Origin of the sequence: Marinomonas sp. SBI8L (assembly GCF_001624705.1) — a bacterium.
In the GTDB taxonomy this organism is placed as follows: domain Bacteria; phylum Pseudomonadota; class Gammaproteobacteria; order Pseudomonadales; family Marinomonadaceae; genus Marinomonas.
This window is the reverse complement of record NZ_JSEO01000004.1, coordinates 272,412-289,982: the sequence shown is the minus strand read 5'-3', so window position 1 is coordinate 289,982 and position 17,571 is coordinate 272,412. Positions and strand designations below refer to the sequence as shown.

General features: G+C 40.5%; 13 protein-coding genes. 6 read left to right on the top strand and 7 right to left on the bottom strand.

Translation table 11 applies throughout. From position 1 onward, the window contains the following. Positions 1-14: 14 nt before the first annotated feature. From OA91_RS07565 to OA91_RS07555, 3 genes are all read right to left on the bottom strand, one after another. Positions 15-1,997 (bottom strand): putative 2-aminoethylphosphonate ABC transporter permease subunit, encoded by a 1,983-nt coding sequence (locus OA91_RS07565; protein ID WP_063337457.1) that lies wholly within the window; start codon positions 1,995-1,997, stop codon positions 15-17. Then, positions 1,994-3,142 carry a putative 2-aminoethylphosphonate ABC transporter ATP-binding protein gene (locus tag OA91_RS07560; RefSeq protein WP_063337456.1) on the bottom strand — a complete coding sequence of 383 codons (1,149 nt, stop codon included), beginning with the start codon at positions 3,140-3,142 and terminating at the stop codon, positions 1,994-1,996. Before OA91_RS07560 ends, OA91_RS07565 begins: the two co-directional genes overlap by 4 nt. Positions 3,143-3,273: 131 nt before the next feature. Next, positions 3,274-4,302 (bottom strand): putative 2-aminoethylphosphonate ABC transporter substrate-binding protein, encoded by a 1,029-nt coding sequence (locus tag OA91_RS07555; RefSeq protein WP_063337455.1) that lies wholly within the window; start codon positions 4,300-4,302, stop codon positions 3,274-3,276. A 263-nt stretch (positions 4,303-4,565) separates the two neighbouring features. On the opposite strand from OA91_RS07555, the gene phnW reads away from it, so the two are divergent. The 4 genes from phnW to OA91_RS07535 all read left to right on the top strand — a co-directional run bounded on the left by phnW (position 4,566) and on the right by OA91_RS07535 (position 9,051). Then, complete coding sequence (phnW, locus tag OA91_RS24280; RefSeq protein WP_063337454.1) at positions 4,566-5,684, top strand: 2-aminoethylphosphonate--pyruvate transaminase; 1,119 nt, start codon at positions 4,566-4,568, stop codon at positions 5,682-5,684. A gap of 3 nt (positions 5,685-5,687) precedes the next feature. Beyond that, positions 5,688-7,067: an aspartate aminotransferase family protein gene (locus OA91_RS24275; RefSeq protein WP_063337453.1), complete on the top strand. Its 1,380-nt coding sequence runs from the start codon at positions 5,688-5,690 to the stop codon at positions 7,065-7,067. Between the two features lie 89 nt (positions 7,068-7,156). Then, the gene (gene phnX, locus OA91_RS07540) at positions 7,157-7,966 is read left to right on the top strand and encodes a phosphonoacetaldehyde hydrolase (protein ID WP_063337452.1); all 810 of its coding nucleotides are present in this window, start codon (positions 7,157-7,159) and stop codon (positions 7,964-7,966) included. Positions 7,967-8,172: 206 nt separating this feature from the next. Then, positions 8,173-9,051: a DMT family transporter gene (locus OA91_RS07535; RefSeq protein WP_063337451.1), complete on the top strand. Its 879-nt coding sequence runs from the start codon at positions 8,173-8,175 to the stop codon at positions 9,049-9,051. Between the two features lie 35 nt (positions 9,052-9,086). Here the strand turns inward: OA91_RS07535 and OA91_RS07530 are convergent, their stop codons facing one another. Continuing rightward, a complete protein-coding gene (locus OA91_RS07530; protein WP_046017457.1) occupies positions 9,087-9,542 on the bottom strand; it encodes an Lrp/AsnC family transcriptional regulator in 456 nt (151 codons plus the stop codon). Positions 9,543-9,725: 183 nt separating this feature from the next. Between OA91_RS07530 and OA91_RS07525 the strand changes: the two genes are divergently transcribed. Beyond that, positions 9,726-10,661: a DMT family transporter gene (locus OA91_RS07525; RefSeq protein WP_063337450.1), complete on the top strand. Its 936-nt coding sequence runs from the start codon at positions 9,726-9,728 to the stop codon at positions 10,659-10,661. 100 nt (positions 10,662-10,761) lie between these two features. Here the strand turns inward: OA91_RS07525 and OA91_RS07520 are convergent, their stop codons facing one another. Then, complete coding sequence (locus tag OA91_RS07520) at positions 10,762-11,187, bottom strand: PilZ domain-containing protein (protein WP_046017455.1); 426 nt, start codon at positions 11,185-11,187, stop codon at positions 10,762-10,764. A 286-nt stretch (positions 11,188-11,473) separates the two neighbouring features. Between OA91_RS07520 and OA91_RS07515 the strand changes: the two genes are divergently transcribed. Continuing rightward, entirely contained in the window at positions 11,474-12,097 is a 624-nt protein-coding gene (locus tag OA91_RS07515; protein ID WP_063337449.1) for a response regulator transcription factor, read from the top strand. Between the two features lie 11 nt (positions 12,098-12,108). Here the strand turns inward: OA91_RS07515 and OA91_RS07510 are convergent, their stop codons facing one another. Both OA91_RS07510 and OA91_RS07505 read right to left on the bottom strand, forming a co-directional pair. After that, a complete protein-coding gene (locus tag OA91_RS07510) occupies positions 12,109-15,645 on the bottom strand; it encodes a hybrid sensor histidine kinase/response regulator (RefSeq protein ID WP_063337448.1) in 3,537 nt (1,178 codons plus the stop codon). A gap of 231 nt (positions 15,646-15,876) precedes the next feature. Beyond that, positions 15,877-17,538 (bottom strand): long-chain fatty acid--CoA ligase, encoded by a 1,662-nt coding sequence (locus tag OA91_RS07505; protein WP_063337447.1) that lies wholly within the window; start codon positions 17,536-17,538, stop codon positions 15,877-15,879. Positions 17,539-17,571 lie beyond the last annotated feature (33 nt).

Here is a 17,571-nt window from a genome sequence, read left to right as displayed (position 1 = left end):
GAAAGGTGCCTACATTACGTCAAAGTAACGCCTTGTGTGATACGTTTTCTGAAAAGACTGAGAAGAGGTGACTTAATCGCAGGTTCCCTAGGTTGCCGCCAAGCTTGAAACTTAGAATAAAAGGTCTGTTGTAACAGCCCATGGACTATTTTTACGAGTACACAAGTGAGCATGATAAGACTGGCCATGGCCGCCGCTGCCCCCAAGTTACCTGTATCACTGATATTCAATACAGCAACAGCAGCAGGGAGCGTATTACTTGAATATAAGAAGATGATGGCAGAGGTGGTCGTCATGGCATTGATAAACAGATAAATACCAATGTCTAAAATCGCAGGAAAGCACACAGGCAAGGTGACTTTAAAGAAAATCTTATATTGAGGAACCTTGAGAGAGGCTGCAACAGATTCAACCTCTTGTGGCAGTTGTTTTAATGCGCTTAATGCCGTGAGATGTCCCACTGTGTAGTAATGAACCAGCGTATTGATGACTAAAATGGCTAAGGTGCCATACAGTAAATTAAGAGGATTACTTGGGTGATTAAAAAAGAAGATATAACCCAAACCAAGTACCATGCCAGGTACGGCCATAGGCAGTAAGCAAAGCATTTGTAATACTTGTTTTAGGCCTTTGTTTAACTGTCCCTTGTCTAGTAAATAAGCACCAACAAAGATAAGCAAAGCGCCAATAATAGCAACTAAACTAGCTAGTTTGAGCGAAGTGAAGTAAGGCTGCCAGCCGTATACACTGAATTGGCTAAATTGGTAGTTATCTAGGCTAATACTCATATTCCAGGGCCAGAACTTGACCAAGGAAGCATATAACGCCATCCCCAAGATACAAAGAATCAGTAAAGCAATGGTGCTGCAAAAAGCGAAGCAGGCGAGGTCTTTCTTCATATTTGGTTTAGGCTTATAAACAATTGAGTTAGAGCTAAAGAGCTGCTGTTGTTTCTTTTGTACTCTATTGTCCAAGATGAAGGTAATAAGTGCGGGTAAGAGTAATAACACACTGGTAACCGCTGCCATTGAAAAATTCTGCTGACCGACCACTTGCTTAAATATGTCTGTGGCCATCACATTCACATTTCCACCTATTACTTTAGCAACACCAAAATCACAAACAGCTAAGGTAAAAACCACCATAAACGCACTAATTAGACCATATTTTGCTGTGGCAAGAGTGACGGTAAAAAAGGTTTTAATCGGTGACAATTTTAGTGCCGATGCGGCTTCATATAACCTTGCATCTGTCGTCTTTAATGCGGTATTGATAATCATAAATGCGTGGGGGAAACACCAAAACACAAGCCCTATCATTATGCCTATCATGCCGTAAATCGAATGACCTAATAGCACCTCTTTAATTAAACCTTGATTGCCAAATAAGTAAATCAAGCTAATAGCAGGGAGCAGCGAAGGGGCGAAAATAGGGCCTAAAGCAATATTGGCAAAAATGTTTTTGCCCGGCATACAAGAGCGATTAATCGCATAGGCATAAACAAAGGCTAGAACTGAAACTATGCCACTAACCGAAAACCCGAGTGTTAATGTTGTGATAAAGGATTGCCTAAGGGCTGGGCTTTGTAGGTAATGGATAAAATTGCTTAGTGCGACAAAACTTCCTTGGCTATCCAGTACACTTTTTTGCAACATGCTAAAAAGTGGCGCAGCCGTAAAGATGAAAAGCATTAGGCTCAATAGACTAATTAAGGTGAACTTAATTAAGGCATCAGTGTTAAGAAACGAGAGCCAACTCGTTTGATTGGTTGCTGGATTCGTTTCAAGAGCAAATACTTTTTGTCTGGTGCTTGTTTTTGTCGGTTCTCTTTTCTCTTCAATCGTTACAAAGGCGTCAAGAAAATCTTTACTGGGCATATTTCTAGGAGTGTCTTCCTTGGAAGCAAGTGTCGTTTCTTGAGTAGTGGATTGCTCTTGATAACCAAGATGATAACCCAGTACCTGAGCACCTGTTGTTTTCATTTTAGTTGTTATCATTGGCTTATCTCAGTACGAAAGTAGTGAAGCTTGTTGTGGGGGAACTGGATTTGCTTGTGATCACCAATTTTTAAATCTAAATTCAGGCTTTCTTGCAAAGGGATTTCGACCTGTATTTCCTGCTCTATTGTTTCACTAGTTCTTTTTTCTTTATCTTTTAAAAGTTGGCAGTCAACTTTAATACTTGCACCCTGAAAGGTAAGCGATTGAATATTAATAGGAAAACTGATGTTAGAGGCAAGGTTTTGGCTGTTCTCTTCAATGTTCGAGAACTGAATATCTTCGGGACGAACGCCTAAAATAAGAGATTGCTGAACATCCGATTCTGTATTCTCTATGTAGTCACTAATAAACTCAGGCCAAAGTGGAGAAAAACTTTGGCCTGCCAATCTAAATTCATTGTCTTGTCCAAGTTGTGCTGGGAGAAAGTTCATACTACCGACAAAATTAGCGACAAAATGGGAGGCCGGTTCTAGGTAAATTTCACTGGGAGTGCCTACCTGCTCTATCTTGCCGTGATTCATCACCACAATTTTATCCGCCATTACCATGGCTTCTTCTTGGTCGTGAGTCACCATTATAGTGGTGATGCCAAGTTGCTTTTGTAATTGGCAAATTTCAGTACGCAAGTGATGTCTAACCTTGGCATCAAGCGCGGATAAAGGCTCATCTAGTAAAAGTAGCCCTGGCGATAAAGCTAGCGCTCTTGCAAGCGCGACTCTTTGTTGCTGCCCACCGGATAGTTGGCTTGGAAACTTATCGCCAGAACCCGCGAGGTCAATAACAGACAGCCAGTGATTAACTTTCTTTTGCACTTCTTTTTTATTATGTCCTTGCTGTTTGAGAGCCAAAGCAAGGTTGTCAGCAACGGTCAAATTGGGAAAAAGTGCATAGGATTGAAAGACAATACCAAAGTCTCTGTGGCTTGCAGGTAATCGGGTGATATCTTTACTCGCTTGAGTAATATAACCTTGGTCTGCTATTTCTAAACCTGCAATACAGCGTAATAGGGTGGTCTTACCACAACCTGATGGTCCTAAAAAACAAATAAACTCTCCTTCTTCAACACTAAGAGAGATATCTTCCAAGGCTTTAAAGTTTGCAAAGGATTTATTGAGCTTATGTATGTTTAAGTAGGCTGACATGGGCGTCCCTATTCTTGTCTAGTATGTGATGAGTTTTACGCTAGCTGTGTGACCGCATGATGACGTTAGCTAAGAGATTTTTAATTTTGTGGTAAGCCCAAAAGGTGGCTTACCACAAAAAATGTAAAGCCTTATTTTGGTTCAGACTTGGCATCAAATTTTTGAGACCAGATTGCCAGAGTGGAGCTTCTACCTTGTGCCATAGCGCTAAAGTCCAATTTCACCATGGCTTTTTCAACGTCAGGATAGTTCGCCACTTTTTTATTAACCTGTTTGTGAGACACAATAGGATAGAATTGGCTATAAAGTTCATTGGCTTTTCGAGACAAAGACCACTCGACAAGGCGTTTAGCCGCTTCTGATTGAGTGTTTACTAAACCAACCGCTTCCGCTTCCCAACCTATGCCTTCACTTGGCATAAGAATATCAATGGGTGCACCTTGTGACTTTAGTTTGGCACCACGGCTTGCCATAGAAATACCAATTGCCACTTCCCCCATAGCTGCCTGTACGCAAGGTTTAGAGCCGGAGTGGGTGTAGTGAGCAATGTTTTGATCAAGCTCTTGCATAAATTGCCATGCTTTTTGCTCTCCCATGGTTTGTAGCCAAGTTGAGACTTGCATATAACCCGTGCCTGAAGAGGCTGGGTTTGGCATGGCAATATGCCCTTGATAAACCGACTTAGTTAAGTCCTTCCAGCTGTTTGGCTTAGGTAAGTTGTTTGCCTTAGCAACTCTTTCGTTAAAGCATACGGCATTGAAAAAAGCATCATTACCGAACCAAGCTTGTTGTGTTTCAGGGTCATTTAGATAGGAGCGAGTTTCGGCCAAACCCTGTGGTACATAATGTTTTACTATGCCTTCATTTTTAAGTAGAGCCATAGAAGAGCCAGCTAGCCCCCAAATGACTTCTGCTTGAGGGTTATTTTTTTCAGCTAAGAGTTTTGCCGTCATTATGCCAGTAGAGTCTCTCACCCAACGGATAGTGATATCTGGGTTTTCAGCTTCAAAACCTGCTTTGTAAGGTGCAAGTTGCTCTGTTTCAAAAGCCGTATAAACAGTTAGCTCTTCTGCACTTGCAAGTGAGCTAGTGAACATGGCAGCACATAGAGAAGTGACACCAAAACATAAAGACGTGTGAAGCTTAGAGAAGGTTTTCATAAGTTTTCCTTTTGGTATTTACCAGATTGTTTGTTTCATACTAAAAAAGGAATATGACACTCATGTTTCAAAGATAAGTCATTATATTAAGTTTTGATGACAATGAGATATTGCATATATCATGAGTTTATCGTGTCAAAATCCATTTAAAGACACAGTTTTTAAAATGCTTCTCTTATGAAATTTTCATTTATGGCTTTACAAGAAAGTGAAAGAGTCAGTATAGTCTCTTCAAGCTGGTATATACCAAATGGAGTTTTTGAATGCGAAACCTTGAAAATCAATACTTACTACTCACCCCAGGTCCTTTAACAACGACAAAAACAGTACGTGAAGCCATGCTACAAGATTGGTGTACTTGGGATGATGAATACAATTTAGACATAGTGCAGGTCATACGATCTAAGCTGGTTTCATTAGCCGTATCAGCATCAAATGCAGAACAATATACAGCGACCTTGATGCAAGGAAGTGGTACCGCTTCAGTGGAAGCAACGATTGGGACTGTGATACCAAAAGGCGGTAAATTGCTGGTGGTTAATAACGGTGCTTATGGGGCACGTATGGCAGAAATTGCGAGCTATTTAGAACTAGATTGTCATGTCCTTGAGCTGGGGGAAATGGCCATGCCAAGTGCTGCCATGATAGATGAAGTTTTGCAACAAGATGCTCAGATTACCCATGTTGCCATGGTACATTGTGAAACAACCACTGGCATGCTGAATCCCGTTAAAACCGTTTGTGAGACAGTTAAAAAGCATGACAAGGTTATGATTTTAGACGCCATGTCTAGCTTTGGTGGTATACCGCTTGATATGCCTGAATTAGGCATAGATTTTCTCATTAGTTCTGCGAATAAATGTATCCAAGGTGTACCAGGTTTTGGTTTTGTGATTGCTAATAAAAAGCGATTAGAAGTCTGCCAAGGTCAAGCAAGATCGCTCTCATTAGACCTTTATCAGCAATGGTTATGTATGGAAGCGAACAAGGGTAAGTGGCGCTTTACTTCTCCTACTCACACGGTAAGGGCCTTTGCTCAAGCCATGCTAGAACTAGAGGAAGAAGGTGGTATAGAAGCCAGATATCAACGTTATTCACAAAACCAAAAAATCTTGGTTGAAGGTATGCAAGGATTGGGCTTTAAGTGTCTATTAGACGAAAGCCATCATTCGCCGATTATTACCTCTTTTTACTCACCAAAAGAGCAAGGTTACAAGTTCAAAGATTTTTATAATGCATTGAAAAAACAAGGCTTTGTTATTTATCCAGGCAAGGTATCTGATGCGGACTGTTTTAGAATTGGCAATATCGGGGATGTGTATCCTAAGGATATTGAGCGTCTTATTTTAGCCATCAGCAATGCTATGTACTGGTTGAAATAGAATATGAAAATCTCACCGCTTAATCCGCAAAGTGCTTGCAGCGAAGGGGATACAAATACCAGTGCTGCAAGACAAGACTGGATAGAACAAAGTCACGATCAAAAAACTAAGGATCTGCTATCACAAGATAGCCGCCATTTTTTGCATCAGGCTATGTCTACACCTTGCTTGGATGCCTTAGTTGCTGCCAAAGGGATTTATTTAGAAGACCTAGCTGGCCATAAATACATGGACTTTCATGGCAATAATGTTCATCAGTTAGGTCATGGACACCCCCATGTGATAGTGAAAATACAAACTCAATTAGCTGATTTACCTTTCGCTCCAAGGCGCTTTACTCATCAAGTCGCTGTTGATTGCGCAGCTAAGCTCACTAGCATTGCTGGAGAGTCTCTTAATCGTGTGCTTTTTGCTCCAGGTGGTACTTCAGTTGTTGGTATGGCGCTCAAACTTGCACGGCATGCGACAGGAAATGCCAAGGTGATTTCACTGTGGGACAGTTTCCATGGCGCTTCCATGGATGCAATTTCAGTCGGTGGTGAAGCCTGTTTTAGAGAAAACATGGGACCATTGATGGCTGGTGTTGAGCGTATTCCACCAGCGGTAAGTTATCGTGGCGCTTTACCTTCCCCCGATGGTAGTGACCTTCATTATGCAGACTACTTAGAGTATGTGATTGAAAAAGAAGGGGGCGTTGGTGCTTTTATCGCAGAAGCTGTGCGTAATACCGATGTTCAAGTGCCAAGTAAGGCTTATTGGAAGCGAGTAAGAGAAATCTGCGATCGCCATAATGTGCTCTTGATATTAGATGATATTCCTAATGGCATGGGGCGAACAGGACATTGGTTTAGCCATCAATACTATGACATAGAGCCAGACATTCTCTGTATAGGTAAAGGTTTAGGCGCAGGCGTCGTGCCTTTCGCCGCCATGCTGACGAGAGATGAGTACAACACGGCTGAGCAAGTGTCTTTAGGTCACTATACCCATGAGAAAAGCCCCATAGGCTGTGCTGCTGCATTGGCAATGATAGAGGTGATTGAAAGGGATAATTTGTTAGAAAAAACACGGCAAGATCATGAATTTGTCAAAGCAAGATTAGCTGCCTTAGCGGCTAGATTTCCCATTATTGGCGATGTTAGAGGCGTTGGCATGCTATGGGGGATCGAGTTAGTAACAGACCCTATAAAGAAAACCCGCGCTCTAGTGCAAGCTGAGCAAGTGATGTATCGCTGTTTGGCATTAGGCCTAAGTTTTAAGGTGAGTCAGGGTAATGTGCTGCAACTTAGTCCACCACTCATTATTACTCGTTCTGAATTAAGCGAAGCGCTAGCCATTTTAGAGCAAGCCTTGTCAGAGCTTGAATTCACGGCTCTTAAATAGAACGTTTTTAATATGCCATTGTTAATTGACATTAGAATTTTATAGATGCTAGGGCTCAGCCCGATAGCAAATAAACGAGAGGATTTAAAATGCAAAAGTTACAAGCTGTTATTTTTGATTGGGCAGGCACCTTGGTTGATTTTGGATCCTTTGCGCCAACAACCATTTTTGTGGAAGCCTTTAAACGAGGTTATGACTTTGATGTTTCCTTGGCTGAGGCACGTGTTCCTATGGGGCTAGGTAAATGGGATCATATTCAGGCCGTTGGGCGAATTCCAGAGGTTGCAGAGCGTTGGTTAACTCAGTTTGGCGAGCCAATGACAAATAAGAATATCGATGATATTTATGAAGTTTTTATGCCTTTGCAAATTGCTAAGGTAGCACAGCATGCTGACCCGATCCCAGGTGCCCCACAAGTATTGGATCAGTTAAGAGAGCAAGGCTTAAAAATTGGTTCTTGTACGGGTTACCCTCGTTGTGTCATTGACGAATTATTGCCTGCTGCTAAGGCAAATGGTATCGCACCTGATAATGTGGTGGCGACGGATGATCTTGCCTCTGGTGGCCGACCAGCACCTTATATGGTGCTTAAAAACGTCATTGATTTGGCGGTTACTGATGTTAATGCTTGCGTTAAAGTTGATGACTCAGTGCCAGGTATTACAGAAGGACTGAATGCCAGCATGTGGACAGTAGCCCTTTTATTATCAGGTAATGAAGCTGGTTTAACCCAAGCTGAGTATGAAGCGGCTGATGAAGAGACATTAGCTCAAGCAAGAGCTAAGGCAAGGCTGGCTTTTAAAGATTCAGGAGCACATTATCAAATAGATACCATTGCTGATCTGCCTGCTGTGCTTGAAGACATTGATAAGAGAATGACAGCGGGTGAAAAGCCATAGTCGCTAACTTGTTTATAAAACAAATATCAGCCTTCCACTAATTTAGATAGGCAAATTGAAAGCAGATCTAAATTGATTTTAAGCCGCCTTCGGGCGGCTTTTCTCTACTTTATCTTCTTTGATGCTTTCACTTAGAGTAAAAGCCAGTCACACTGCAAAACTGAATGTATATCAGCTATTAAGTTTTACATAACAAGGACTCAGTTTTGTTCTCACGACTTATCACCTTAGCTCCCTTTTTCTTTGTGTTCCTATGGAGTACCGGTTTTATTGGTGCCAAGTACGCACTGGTTTATATCGAACCTTTTACGCTGCTCATGGTGCGTATGTTTATTACCTTAGTGCTTTTAGGGACTATGTGCTGGTATTGGGTCAAAAAGTGGCCAACAAAAAACGAAATTGGACACCAGATGGTAGCTGGTTTATTAATTCATGGCGTGTACTTATCTGGTGTGTTTGCTGCCATTAAAGCCGGACTTCCTGCTGGTATCACCGCCATTATTGTTGGTGGACAGCCTATCTTAACCGTCGTTTTGAGTTGGTATCTTTATAAAGCCAGGCTCACCTTAAGGCAAAGCTTTGGTTTTGGGTTTGGTTTAATTGGTGTGATTGCTACTGTCTTATTTACTCAGGGAGTAGCTGATTTTAGCTTCTCATTTACGGCCGTTTTATATGCCTTACTGGCACTATTAGCGATTACACTTGGTAGTCTTTATCAAAAGCACTTTGGTGCCAAAGTAGAGTTATTAGCGGCTAATTTTTGGCAATATGCAAGTAGTTTAGTGCTAGTCACTATTTTGTCTTTTACCTTTGAAACGCAAGAAATTGAATGGTCGCTAACCTTAATTTTGTCACTCACCTGGTTGATTTTAGTATTGTCTTTCATGGCCACATTTTTACTACTTTATTTGATACGTGAAGGGGAAGCTTCACAAGTGGCTAGCTATTTTTATTTGGTGCCACCGACAGCAAGTCTCAATGCTTGGGTCCTTTTTGACGAACGCTTAGTCCCCGCTGCCTTATTTGCTATGGGGCTGACGGTATTAGGAGTCTATTTAGTGACTTCAAAAGGGCGCTCTAAATAAAGAGTCAGATTATTAATTTGGTTTTATTAATTGCTTTAATTAATGGGGATGTTGAGCCCTGTTTTGACATTGTCCATGACCACATTGGTATGAAAACGCTGGATGTTATTATTACTAAAAAATAGCTTTTGAGTCAGCGCTTCGTATTTATGCATATTTTCAACGGTAATAATTAAAATAAAGTCCGCATTACCTGTGACATAGTAACATTGCTGAACTTCTTCATGACTCAGCATAGCTTGTTTGAATTTTTCAATCTCTTCACTGCCTCCATATTTCACAATAATCTCAACTAAGACAGTGACATGATTTGCTAGTGTTTTGCTATCTAAGATAGCGACTTCTTTTTTGATAGTACCCGTTTCACGCAAACGCTTAATACGCCTTTGGCAAGCGGTTGCTGAAAGGCCAATTTGAGCGCCTATTTGCTCTGTACTGGTTCGACAGTTCTCTTGCATAATTTTGAGTATTTGATGATCAAAGTTATCCATTGAGTCTTTATTCCTCTTAAAAATAAAATTAACGCATAAAAAGAGCGTATATGAGTGTTCTTTAGTGCGCAACGTCGGCATCTATCTTTTAAGCTTATCACCTTAATTAGTTAAAGCGGGTTAAAGCGATTTAGCGTGATTTGAAGCGTTTTTTTGCATTAGGCGAAAAGAGTGAGGTGAGTAATGGGGCAGTTAGATCGTAATCAAATTCTAGGCATTGTTTTGGGCATTAGCGCCACTGTCATTTGGGCCGGTTGGCCTGTGCTTTCTAAAATAGCGACGAATAGTCAGTTAGCGCCTTATGATATTACTATGCTTAGGTTCAGCATCTCTGGGCTAGTTTTGTTGCCGTTATTTATTGTGCGATTTGCTAAATTAAAAGCCATTGCAGGGAAAGGCGTAATACTCGCATTTGGTGCAGGCGCACCTTATGTATTGGTTGGTACCTCTGGTATGGCTTATGCGCCTACCTCACACTTTAGCATTATTATGCCTACCTCTATGTTGCTGTTTACCACCATAGCAAGCGTGCTTTGGCTAGGAGAGAAGCTCACCCTGGCACGTATTCTAGGCATTAGCTTTATTATTGCTGGCGTGGTGTTTGTGGGAGGTAATAGTTTAGGTAGTTTGGCCCTAGAAGACACACTTATTGGTGACTTTATGTTCCTTATGTGTGGTTTTTTATGGTCAATTTATACTGTTCTCGCAAGATACTGGAAGATCAATCCATGGGATGCCACTGTGCTAGTTTCTATGGTGTCTATTGTGCTCTATATGCCGTTTTACCTTTACCAATTTGGTGGACAAATTTTAGCTGTTGATACTGATACCTTAATTGTTCAAGGCTTGTATCAAGGGGTGTTTGCTTCAATTGGCGCGCTTTATTTATATTCGAAAGCGATCAGTTTGTTAGGTGCATCAAAAGGGGCAATTTTTTCCGTTTTGCTTCCACCTTTGTCATTATTATTAGGTTCATTCTTGTTAGAAGAAGTACTTACTTGGGTTGAGGCTGGAGGTTTAATTCTAGTGTGTCTTGGAATGTTGTTTGCCTTTGAGGTTTTCCGTATGCCAAAGCGTTTGATTAAAGCGCCAAGCTTTTCTTCTAAACAAGATAGTTAGGACTGTTTTGCTTATCAGAGGATAAGGATGAACTCTATTTCTTTATAAGTGCTATATACTCATAAGAGAATAGAGTTCTATCTTGGTTGAGTTATTTACCTTAGTGGCGGCCAAAGTCTGCGGCATATAATTGAATCCATTCCTGCGCTGCTGTATTGCTGTCTAGCTCTCGGCCTTCTTCTTCTAGAATGCGTCGTCTGTACTGTTCTATATGGCAAATTTGCTGCACCATTCTGACCTTGTACATCTCATCATTATCAGTGAATTTAATACCGACTTCATAACGATGAGTGGCGCTATCGTCATCACATAATTTCGCCCAAACGATTTTCCCTTGACCATAATAAGGTGGGTCAATTGAGGTAATGGTAATATCGACAATCATGCCAACTTCGATAAGTGAATATAAAAAGCAAGACAATCCACCTTCACTTAAGTCCTTCATGTCACATTGTTCTTCCTTGCTCACGACCGCTGTTTTGACACAAATTGGAATATCAGTTGGGTGTCTAAAAAAACGCCTCATCTATTTCTCCAACCAGTTAAAGAGCAATTTATTTACATGAAATAAGTATAGTCCGATAACACAGATTCTGAGTGTAATTTTGTAGTCATTAAGCCGCATAAAAAGCCTTTTTCTTATTAACCTCTAAAAGGTTATCGGATCGAATAAATATTTCTAAATTAAACTAAATTGATCTCTTTAAATTAGTGATATCTAATTTTGTTGTTGGGGCTAGAATTTGCTTTACATAGATTTGCTCTTTAGTATCTGCATACTTATTCATGATTTAGATAAAGGAAGTATCCATATGTATAAGGTATTAATTGCAGATGATCATCCTTTGTTTCGCTCTGCATTAAGGGTCACTTTAAACGGCATTGCTGAGGATATAGCTTTGTCTGAGACCTGTGATTTTGCTGAAACCCAGCAGCAGCTGGCGTCTAGTGACGTTGACCTCTTATTGTTAGATTTAAAAATGCCAGACAGTGAAGGCTTATTAGGTCTGATTAAATTGCGAACACGTTTTCCTCAATTGGCTATCGTGGTTATTAGCGCCAATGAAGACCTGCATATTATTAATGAAGTAAAAGCGGCAGGAGCATTAGCTTATATTATTAAAAATACGCCATTGGAAAAGATTCAAACCATCATTTCATCCGTATTAAATGGTCATAGCCATTTTCCTGATATGACAGGTCTTACAGATGCCCAAACTGTGAGTGAAAAAATAGCGCAATTAACCCCTCAACAGCTAAGAGTTTTAACCATGATAGCTAAAGGGGATTTAAACAAACAAATTGCTTATCAATTGAATGTCAAAGAGAGCACGATTAAAACGCATATTTCAGAGATATTTAAAAAACTTGGCATTATTAATCGCACACAAGCCGCGCTTTTTATCCAACCTTTAGAGTTAAATAATGAAATCTAAAATAAGCAGCCTTATTCGTGCTGCTTTTCTTGATGAGGGCTGAGTGTGATTAGGTGATTAAGTTGAGATCTTAAGGCCATGGCTTTAACGGGCTTTTTCAACAAGGTTAATCCCGCGTGTGCAATTCTTTCTTCTACTTCTTGGGTATAGTCCGCAGTAATCACCATACAGGGAATGCGAATTTGCCAGAGTTTGGAGAGTTCCTGGTAAGCGGCTAACCCTGTTTTATTGTGATCAAGGTGATAATCAATAATCAGTACGTCTGGCACCTTTCCATTAAGCTTGAGAATTAACGATTCAGCGCTCTGAGCAGTTATAACCTGATAACCCCAATCACTGATTAAAGACTGCATACCTTGCATAATTTGCACTTCATTATCGATACAAGCAATTAAACTTGCTGTCTCTTGCTCTGACGTTAGGCTAGGGGTTGTGACATTAAGCTTCATGACCTGTTTTTTCGCCAATGGGATATCAATTGAAAAGACACTGCCTTTTCCAGGAACGGATTCTACCTTGATAGGGTGGTTTAATAGGCGACACAGTCTTTGTACAATTGAGAGCCCCAGCCCTAGGCCCTTCTCAAAGGAACTGTCTTTGTTATCAAGACGATGAAACTCATCAAAAATATTGTCTAATTGCAGGGCATCTATTCCTATGCCTGTATCCCAAACCTGTATTCTGATATTGCCTTGGTAGCGTTTAATACCTAATAAAACTTTACCATTTGGGGTGTAACGAATCGCGTTGCTCAGCAAGTTTTGTAAGATACGGCGTAAGAGTCTGGGGTCACTATGAATACTTAATTTACTTGTGATCCAATGCAGCTTTAACCCTTTCTCTTTGGCAATTAAGAAAAACTCAGATACTAGAGGAGCCATAATTTGCTCTAGTTCAAAATCACAAATATCTGGTTTTACTATGTCTGCATCTAACTTTGATATTTCGAGTAGTTCACTGAGTAAAAGCTCGGCATTATCAAGGGATCGCTCAAGACTAGAAGCTAGGATAATGAGTTCACCTGTTTCATGATTTGTTTGCGTTTCTTGTTGTTTTGACAACCTATGAATAAGAGAAGAGGCAAATAAGCTGGCTGAATTAAGAGGTTGGACTAGGTCATGGCCTGCAGCCGCTAAAAAGTGGGTTTTGCTGTTATTCGCACGCTTTAGCTCTTGGTTTAACTGAGAGAGTTTATTGGTTCTTTCCAATACCCTTTGCTCTAACTTCTCATTACTTTGTCTTAACATTGTCTCGTGGTGTCTTTGGTCAGTGACATCGGTATAAGTGGTAATGATTTGTCCAGCTGGCATAGGGTTTGTTTCTATTTCAATAAATCGATTCTCTTGGTTCTCATGAACAGAAATATGATGTTTAGCTTGCTTATATAACACTAATTTCTCTGTTACTAAGGCATCCACTACACCACAACCATATCCCCCTTGTTTTGCAATATGGCTAATGATTTGCTGCGCCGCTGCACCCATGTACAGACAAGTATCTGGAAATTGATAGAGTTTTTTGAATTTATCATTCCAAGCAATCACCATATGCTCTTTGTCGAGAATACATACACCTTGACTAATACTCTGTAGTGCAGAACTTAGTACAGAACGATTATGATGAAGTACTTCATAAGCTTCATCTAGCATGACGTTAAAGCTTTGGTAGCTATCTGCTTGGCCTTGTTGCAAACGTTCAATTAATAAGGTGGCAGCGGGAGCGCCTAATACAGAGCTTAATAAGCGTTCCGACGCAATGAGAACGTCGGAAGTCGCGGGAGAAGAATCAATAAGGCGGCCAGTAATAGGGTTTGTATGGCTTTCGAGTAATGCATTGATTTTGTCTTTATTAATGAACCTTAACAATAGAGATTTTACGTCCCCTAAAGACACCTCTTTACCTTGTTCTGATGGGGCTATCTTCTTGCTTTTGTCTTGTATTAGGTTGTCTAAACTTGCTTCATGTACAAACTTTCTCGCTTGGCTAATATCAGCAAAGCTTTCTTTGTAATAAAGAGAAGAGATGACATAAACCAAAGAATTAAGAAATAAACTCCATATGGTGCCGTGTACGATAGGATCTAGGCCTGCAATACCCAGTAAAGCATGTGGCTGTAAAAAACTGAGTTCAAATGGCCCATGCATCCAAGTTTTGTCTAGCCAATAAGCTTGTACTAACAGAGGGATGACAAGGCAATAAAACCAAATGCTAAAGCCTGCTAGCATACCTAAAATAGCACCTTGTTTATTGCCTCCTCGCCAAATCAAACCAAGCAAAAGTGGTGGTGCAAATTGAGCTACCGCAACAAATGAAAGTAGGCCGATTTCGGATAAAACATTGAACTCAGTCAGTAGTCGATAATAGAAAAATGCGAATAAAAGCACCGCACCAATAGAGAAGCGTCTTAGTCGAATAACAAACTGTCCAAGGTCCTGAATTTGTTCTAAGGCGATGACTTTTGAACGAATAATTAAAGGTAATAAAATTTCGTTAGAAAGCATGGTAGATAAGGCAATAGAAGCGACGATCACCATGCTGGTGCCAGCGGATAAACCACCAATATAAGCAAGTAAGGCTAGGCCTTTGGCATCACTTGCCATAGGAATCCAGAGTGTCAGGTATTGCTGTTGAAAACCTGTGGTATCAAAGTTTAAAAAGCCGACTAGGCCAATGGGTAAGATAAATAGGTTGGTTAAAAATAGATAAAAGGGGAATAGCCAGCGGGCGGTTGTTAAGTCTTTTGGGCCTGTATATTCAACAACTGCAGCGTGGAATTGACGAGGTAAAGCAAAGATAGCAATTGCGCCAATCAGAGCATGTACCAAGTATGTCATAGGTTGATGATATTGAGTGAGATTAGCATTGAGTTGCTCATCAGACATGGCAGCATAATAAACATCAAATATCCCATCACGGATAAAAAAGATGGCGTAAATTCCAATACACATGAAAGCAAAAAGCTTAACTAAAGATTCAAAGCTAACCGCTAGCATAAGACCTTTATGGTGTTCACTCGCATCTAGGTTTCGAGTACCGAACAAAATACTAAAGATCGCCATTAAGAGTGCAATGCATATGGTTGGGTCTGTATACCAATGAAGCGCCTTATGGCTAGAGCCTGATATCAATTGGAAGGATTCAGACACCCCCTTAAGTTGCAGTGCAATATAAGGCACTATGCCAATTAAACTAAAAACGGAAACCATGACAGCAATGGTACGAGAGTGGCCATAACGGGTGGCGATAAAGTCGGCTATTGTGTGAGTGTTTTCTTTTTTGGCAATTAAGATAATGCGAGCCATTAGGCGCCAGCCTAACAGCATAAGAATAATGGCGCCAAAGTAAGTCGGTGCCATTAACCAACCATGGTTGATAGATTGCTGCACAGTGCCATAAAAGGCCCAAGAGGTACAAAATATGGCTAAAGTCAGGCTATAAACATAAGGTTGTAAGCGGTTCGATTGGTTTTTGTCGCCCTTAAGCGCAATTAAAAATAGCAAACCTATGTAGAGAATTGAACAAATAGAAATCCACCAAGCATTGATCATGAATCAAACCTGCTAACAATGGAATGTCTGCTCGCCTTTTGACGAGTTTTTTGATGAACAGATAGAAACGTCCCTAAGGCCGCTTTCATTAAACACATAACTGCTTCCTTTCAGCTTTATTAGCATTTGGCAGAAAAGCTGAAAGCAAATTAACTTGTTTGTTAACTCGCTTTCCTTGAACCTCATGTTCAAACTTTTGTGCTAGAGGCAATGTATTTTACCTCTCTATTGTTATTGTATTTTGTCGATTAAATAGTCTTTATATTCATTACGTAAGTCTATTTTCTTTAACTTACCTGTCCCTGTGTGGGGTAATGATTCAAGCTGCAAAATGGCATCGGGTAACCACCATTTAGCCACCTTTTGTTTTAATATGGTAATCAAGGCTTCTTGCTCAAATACCTTGCCTGGTTTTATTGTTACCAAGAGGATTGGCCTTTCATCCCATTTAGGGTGAGTCACGCCTATTACGCACGCTTCATTAATACTTGCGTACTCTAATGCGGCATCTTCCAGTTGAACTGAGCTTATCCATTCTCCACCAGACTTTATGACATCTTTCGCTCTATCGACTATGCGTAAATAACCTTCAGGATTGATAACCGCAATATCGCCTGTATTAAACCAGCCATCTTCAAAGTTCTCTTGGCCTTCGCCCTTAAAGTACTCTTTTAGTACCCAAGGCCCTTTTACTTTTAAAATACCTTGCTGTATTCCATCGTGAGCGAGAGTTTGATTATCTTGATCGAAAATTTCAATTTGCGTACCAAACATGGCTTTGCCAGCAGAAGATTGTAAGTGGTAACGGCTCTCAGGGTCTAGTTTTTGAATGCTGGGGGAGTTAACTGAGGCACTCATCAAAGGGCTAGTTTCTGTCATGCCCCATAACCCCATCCAATAAACATCGTATTTCTCGGAATAGGCTTTTACTAAATTTGTTGGTGAGGCCGCACCACCCACTCCCACCATCTTTAAACTAGGTATAGGGCTGATGGGCTCAAGGTCGGTATTCTGCTTAAGGCTATCTAAATAGTTATGTAAACCCAGCCAGATAGTGGGAACGCCGAAACCTTTGTTAACCTGTTCTGAATCTATTAAATGATAAAGGGACTCACCATCTAATTTATCGCCACAAAAAACTAACTTGCTGCCAAAGAGAGGTGCAGAGTAGGGTATGCCCCATGCCACCACATGATACATGGGCACAGCTGGCATAATAATATCCCACTCATTAAAGCTTAGAAATTGGCTAGAGCCACTCATCATAGCATGCAAAATACTGGATTGATGGTCGTAAATGACACCTTTAGGATTACCTGTTGTTCCTGAGGTATAGCATAAACCACAGTTATCAGTGCCCTTGAGCTTAGGCCAATCAAAGTCACTCGTTTCTTTATCTAATAAGGTTTCATAGCAGTAAACTGGTGCTAGCTGAGTGCTTTGCATCTCTGATTCAAAGCAATTAATAATAAAGGCTTTGACCTTGGGAATACGAGATTGAATATTTTCTAAAAGAGGAATAAAGCAAGGATCGACAAAGATATACTCATCTTCTGCATGCTTAATTATGTACTCTAGCTGCTCTTCAAAGAGTCTAGGATTAAGTGTGTGGATCACAGCGCCAGAGCCACCAATGGCGTAATAAAGCTCAAAATGTCGATAATGGTTATTGGCTAAAGTGCCTATCCTATCACCCTTATTAAAACCAAGTTTGCTTAGGGCATTAGCAAGTTTTTTAATACGTGTATGGGCCTCAATATAAGAATATTCGTGCTTATGACCATCTGGCATCAGACTTACTATCCTTTGCTCGGGATAGCGCAAAATAGCATTCTCAATGATATCGCTGGTGAGTAATGGGGTAGGCATCATAGCGCTTTGATGTTCAGGCATAATCTATTCACTCTCTTATATTTATTGTTTGTG

Bases quoted from the DNA above. Each gene is read 5' to 3' on its own strand.
- OA91_RS07565 (WP_063337457.1), bottom strand. From the start codon at position 1,997: ATGATAACAACTAAAATGAAAACAACAGGTGCTCAGGTACTGGGTTAT.
- OA91_RS07560 (WP_063337456.1), bottom strand. From the start codon at position 3,142: ATGTCAGCCTACTTAAACATACATAAGCTCAATAAATCCTTTGCAAAC.
- OA91_RS07555 (WP_063337455.1), bottom strand. From the start codon at position 4,302: ATGAAAACCTTCTCTAAGCTTCACACGTCTTTATGTTTTGGTGTCACT.
- phnW (WP_063337454.1), top strand. From the start codon at position 4,566: ATGCGAAACCTTGAAAATCAATACTTACTACTCACCCCAGGTCCTTTA.
- OA91_RS24275 (WP_063337453.1), top strand. From the start codon at position 5,688: ATGAAAATCTCACCGCTTAATCCGCAAAGTGCTTGCAGCGAAGGGGAT.
- phnX (WP_063337452.1), top strand. From the start codon at position 7,157: ATGCAAAAGTTACAAGCTGTTATTTTTGATTGGGCAGGCACCTTGGTT.
- OA91_RS07530 (WP_046017457.1), bottom strand. From the start codon at position 9,542: ATGGATAACTTTGATCATCAAATACTCAAAATTATGCAAGAGAACTGT.
- OA91_RS07525 (WP_063337450.1), top strand. From the start codon at position 9,726: ATGGGGCAGTTAGATCGTAATCAAATTCTAGGCATTGTTTTGGGCATT.
- OA91_RS07520 (WP_046017455.1), bottom strand. From the start codon at position 11,187: ATGAGGCGTTTTTTTAGACACCCAACTGATATTCCAATTTGTGTCAAA.
- OA91_RS07515 (WP_063337449.1), top strand. From the start codon at position 11,474: ATGTATAAGGTATTAATTGCAGATGATCATCCTTTGTTTCGCTCTGCA.
- OA91_RS07510 (WP_063337448.1), bottom strand. From the start codon at position 15,645: ATGATCAATGCTTGGTGGATTTCTATTTGTTCAATTCTCTACATAGGT.
- OA91_RS07505 (WP_063337447.1), bottom strand. From the start codon at position 17,538: ATGCCTGAACATCAAAGCGCTATGATGCCTACCCCATTACTCACCAGC.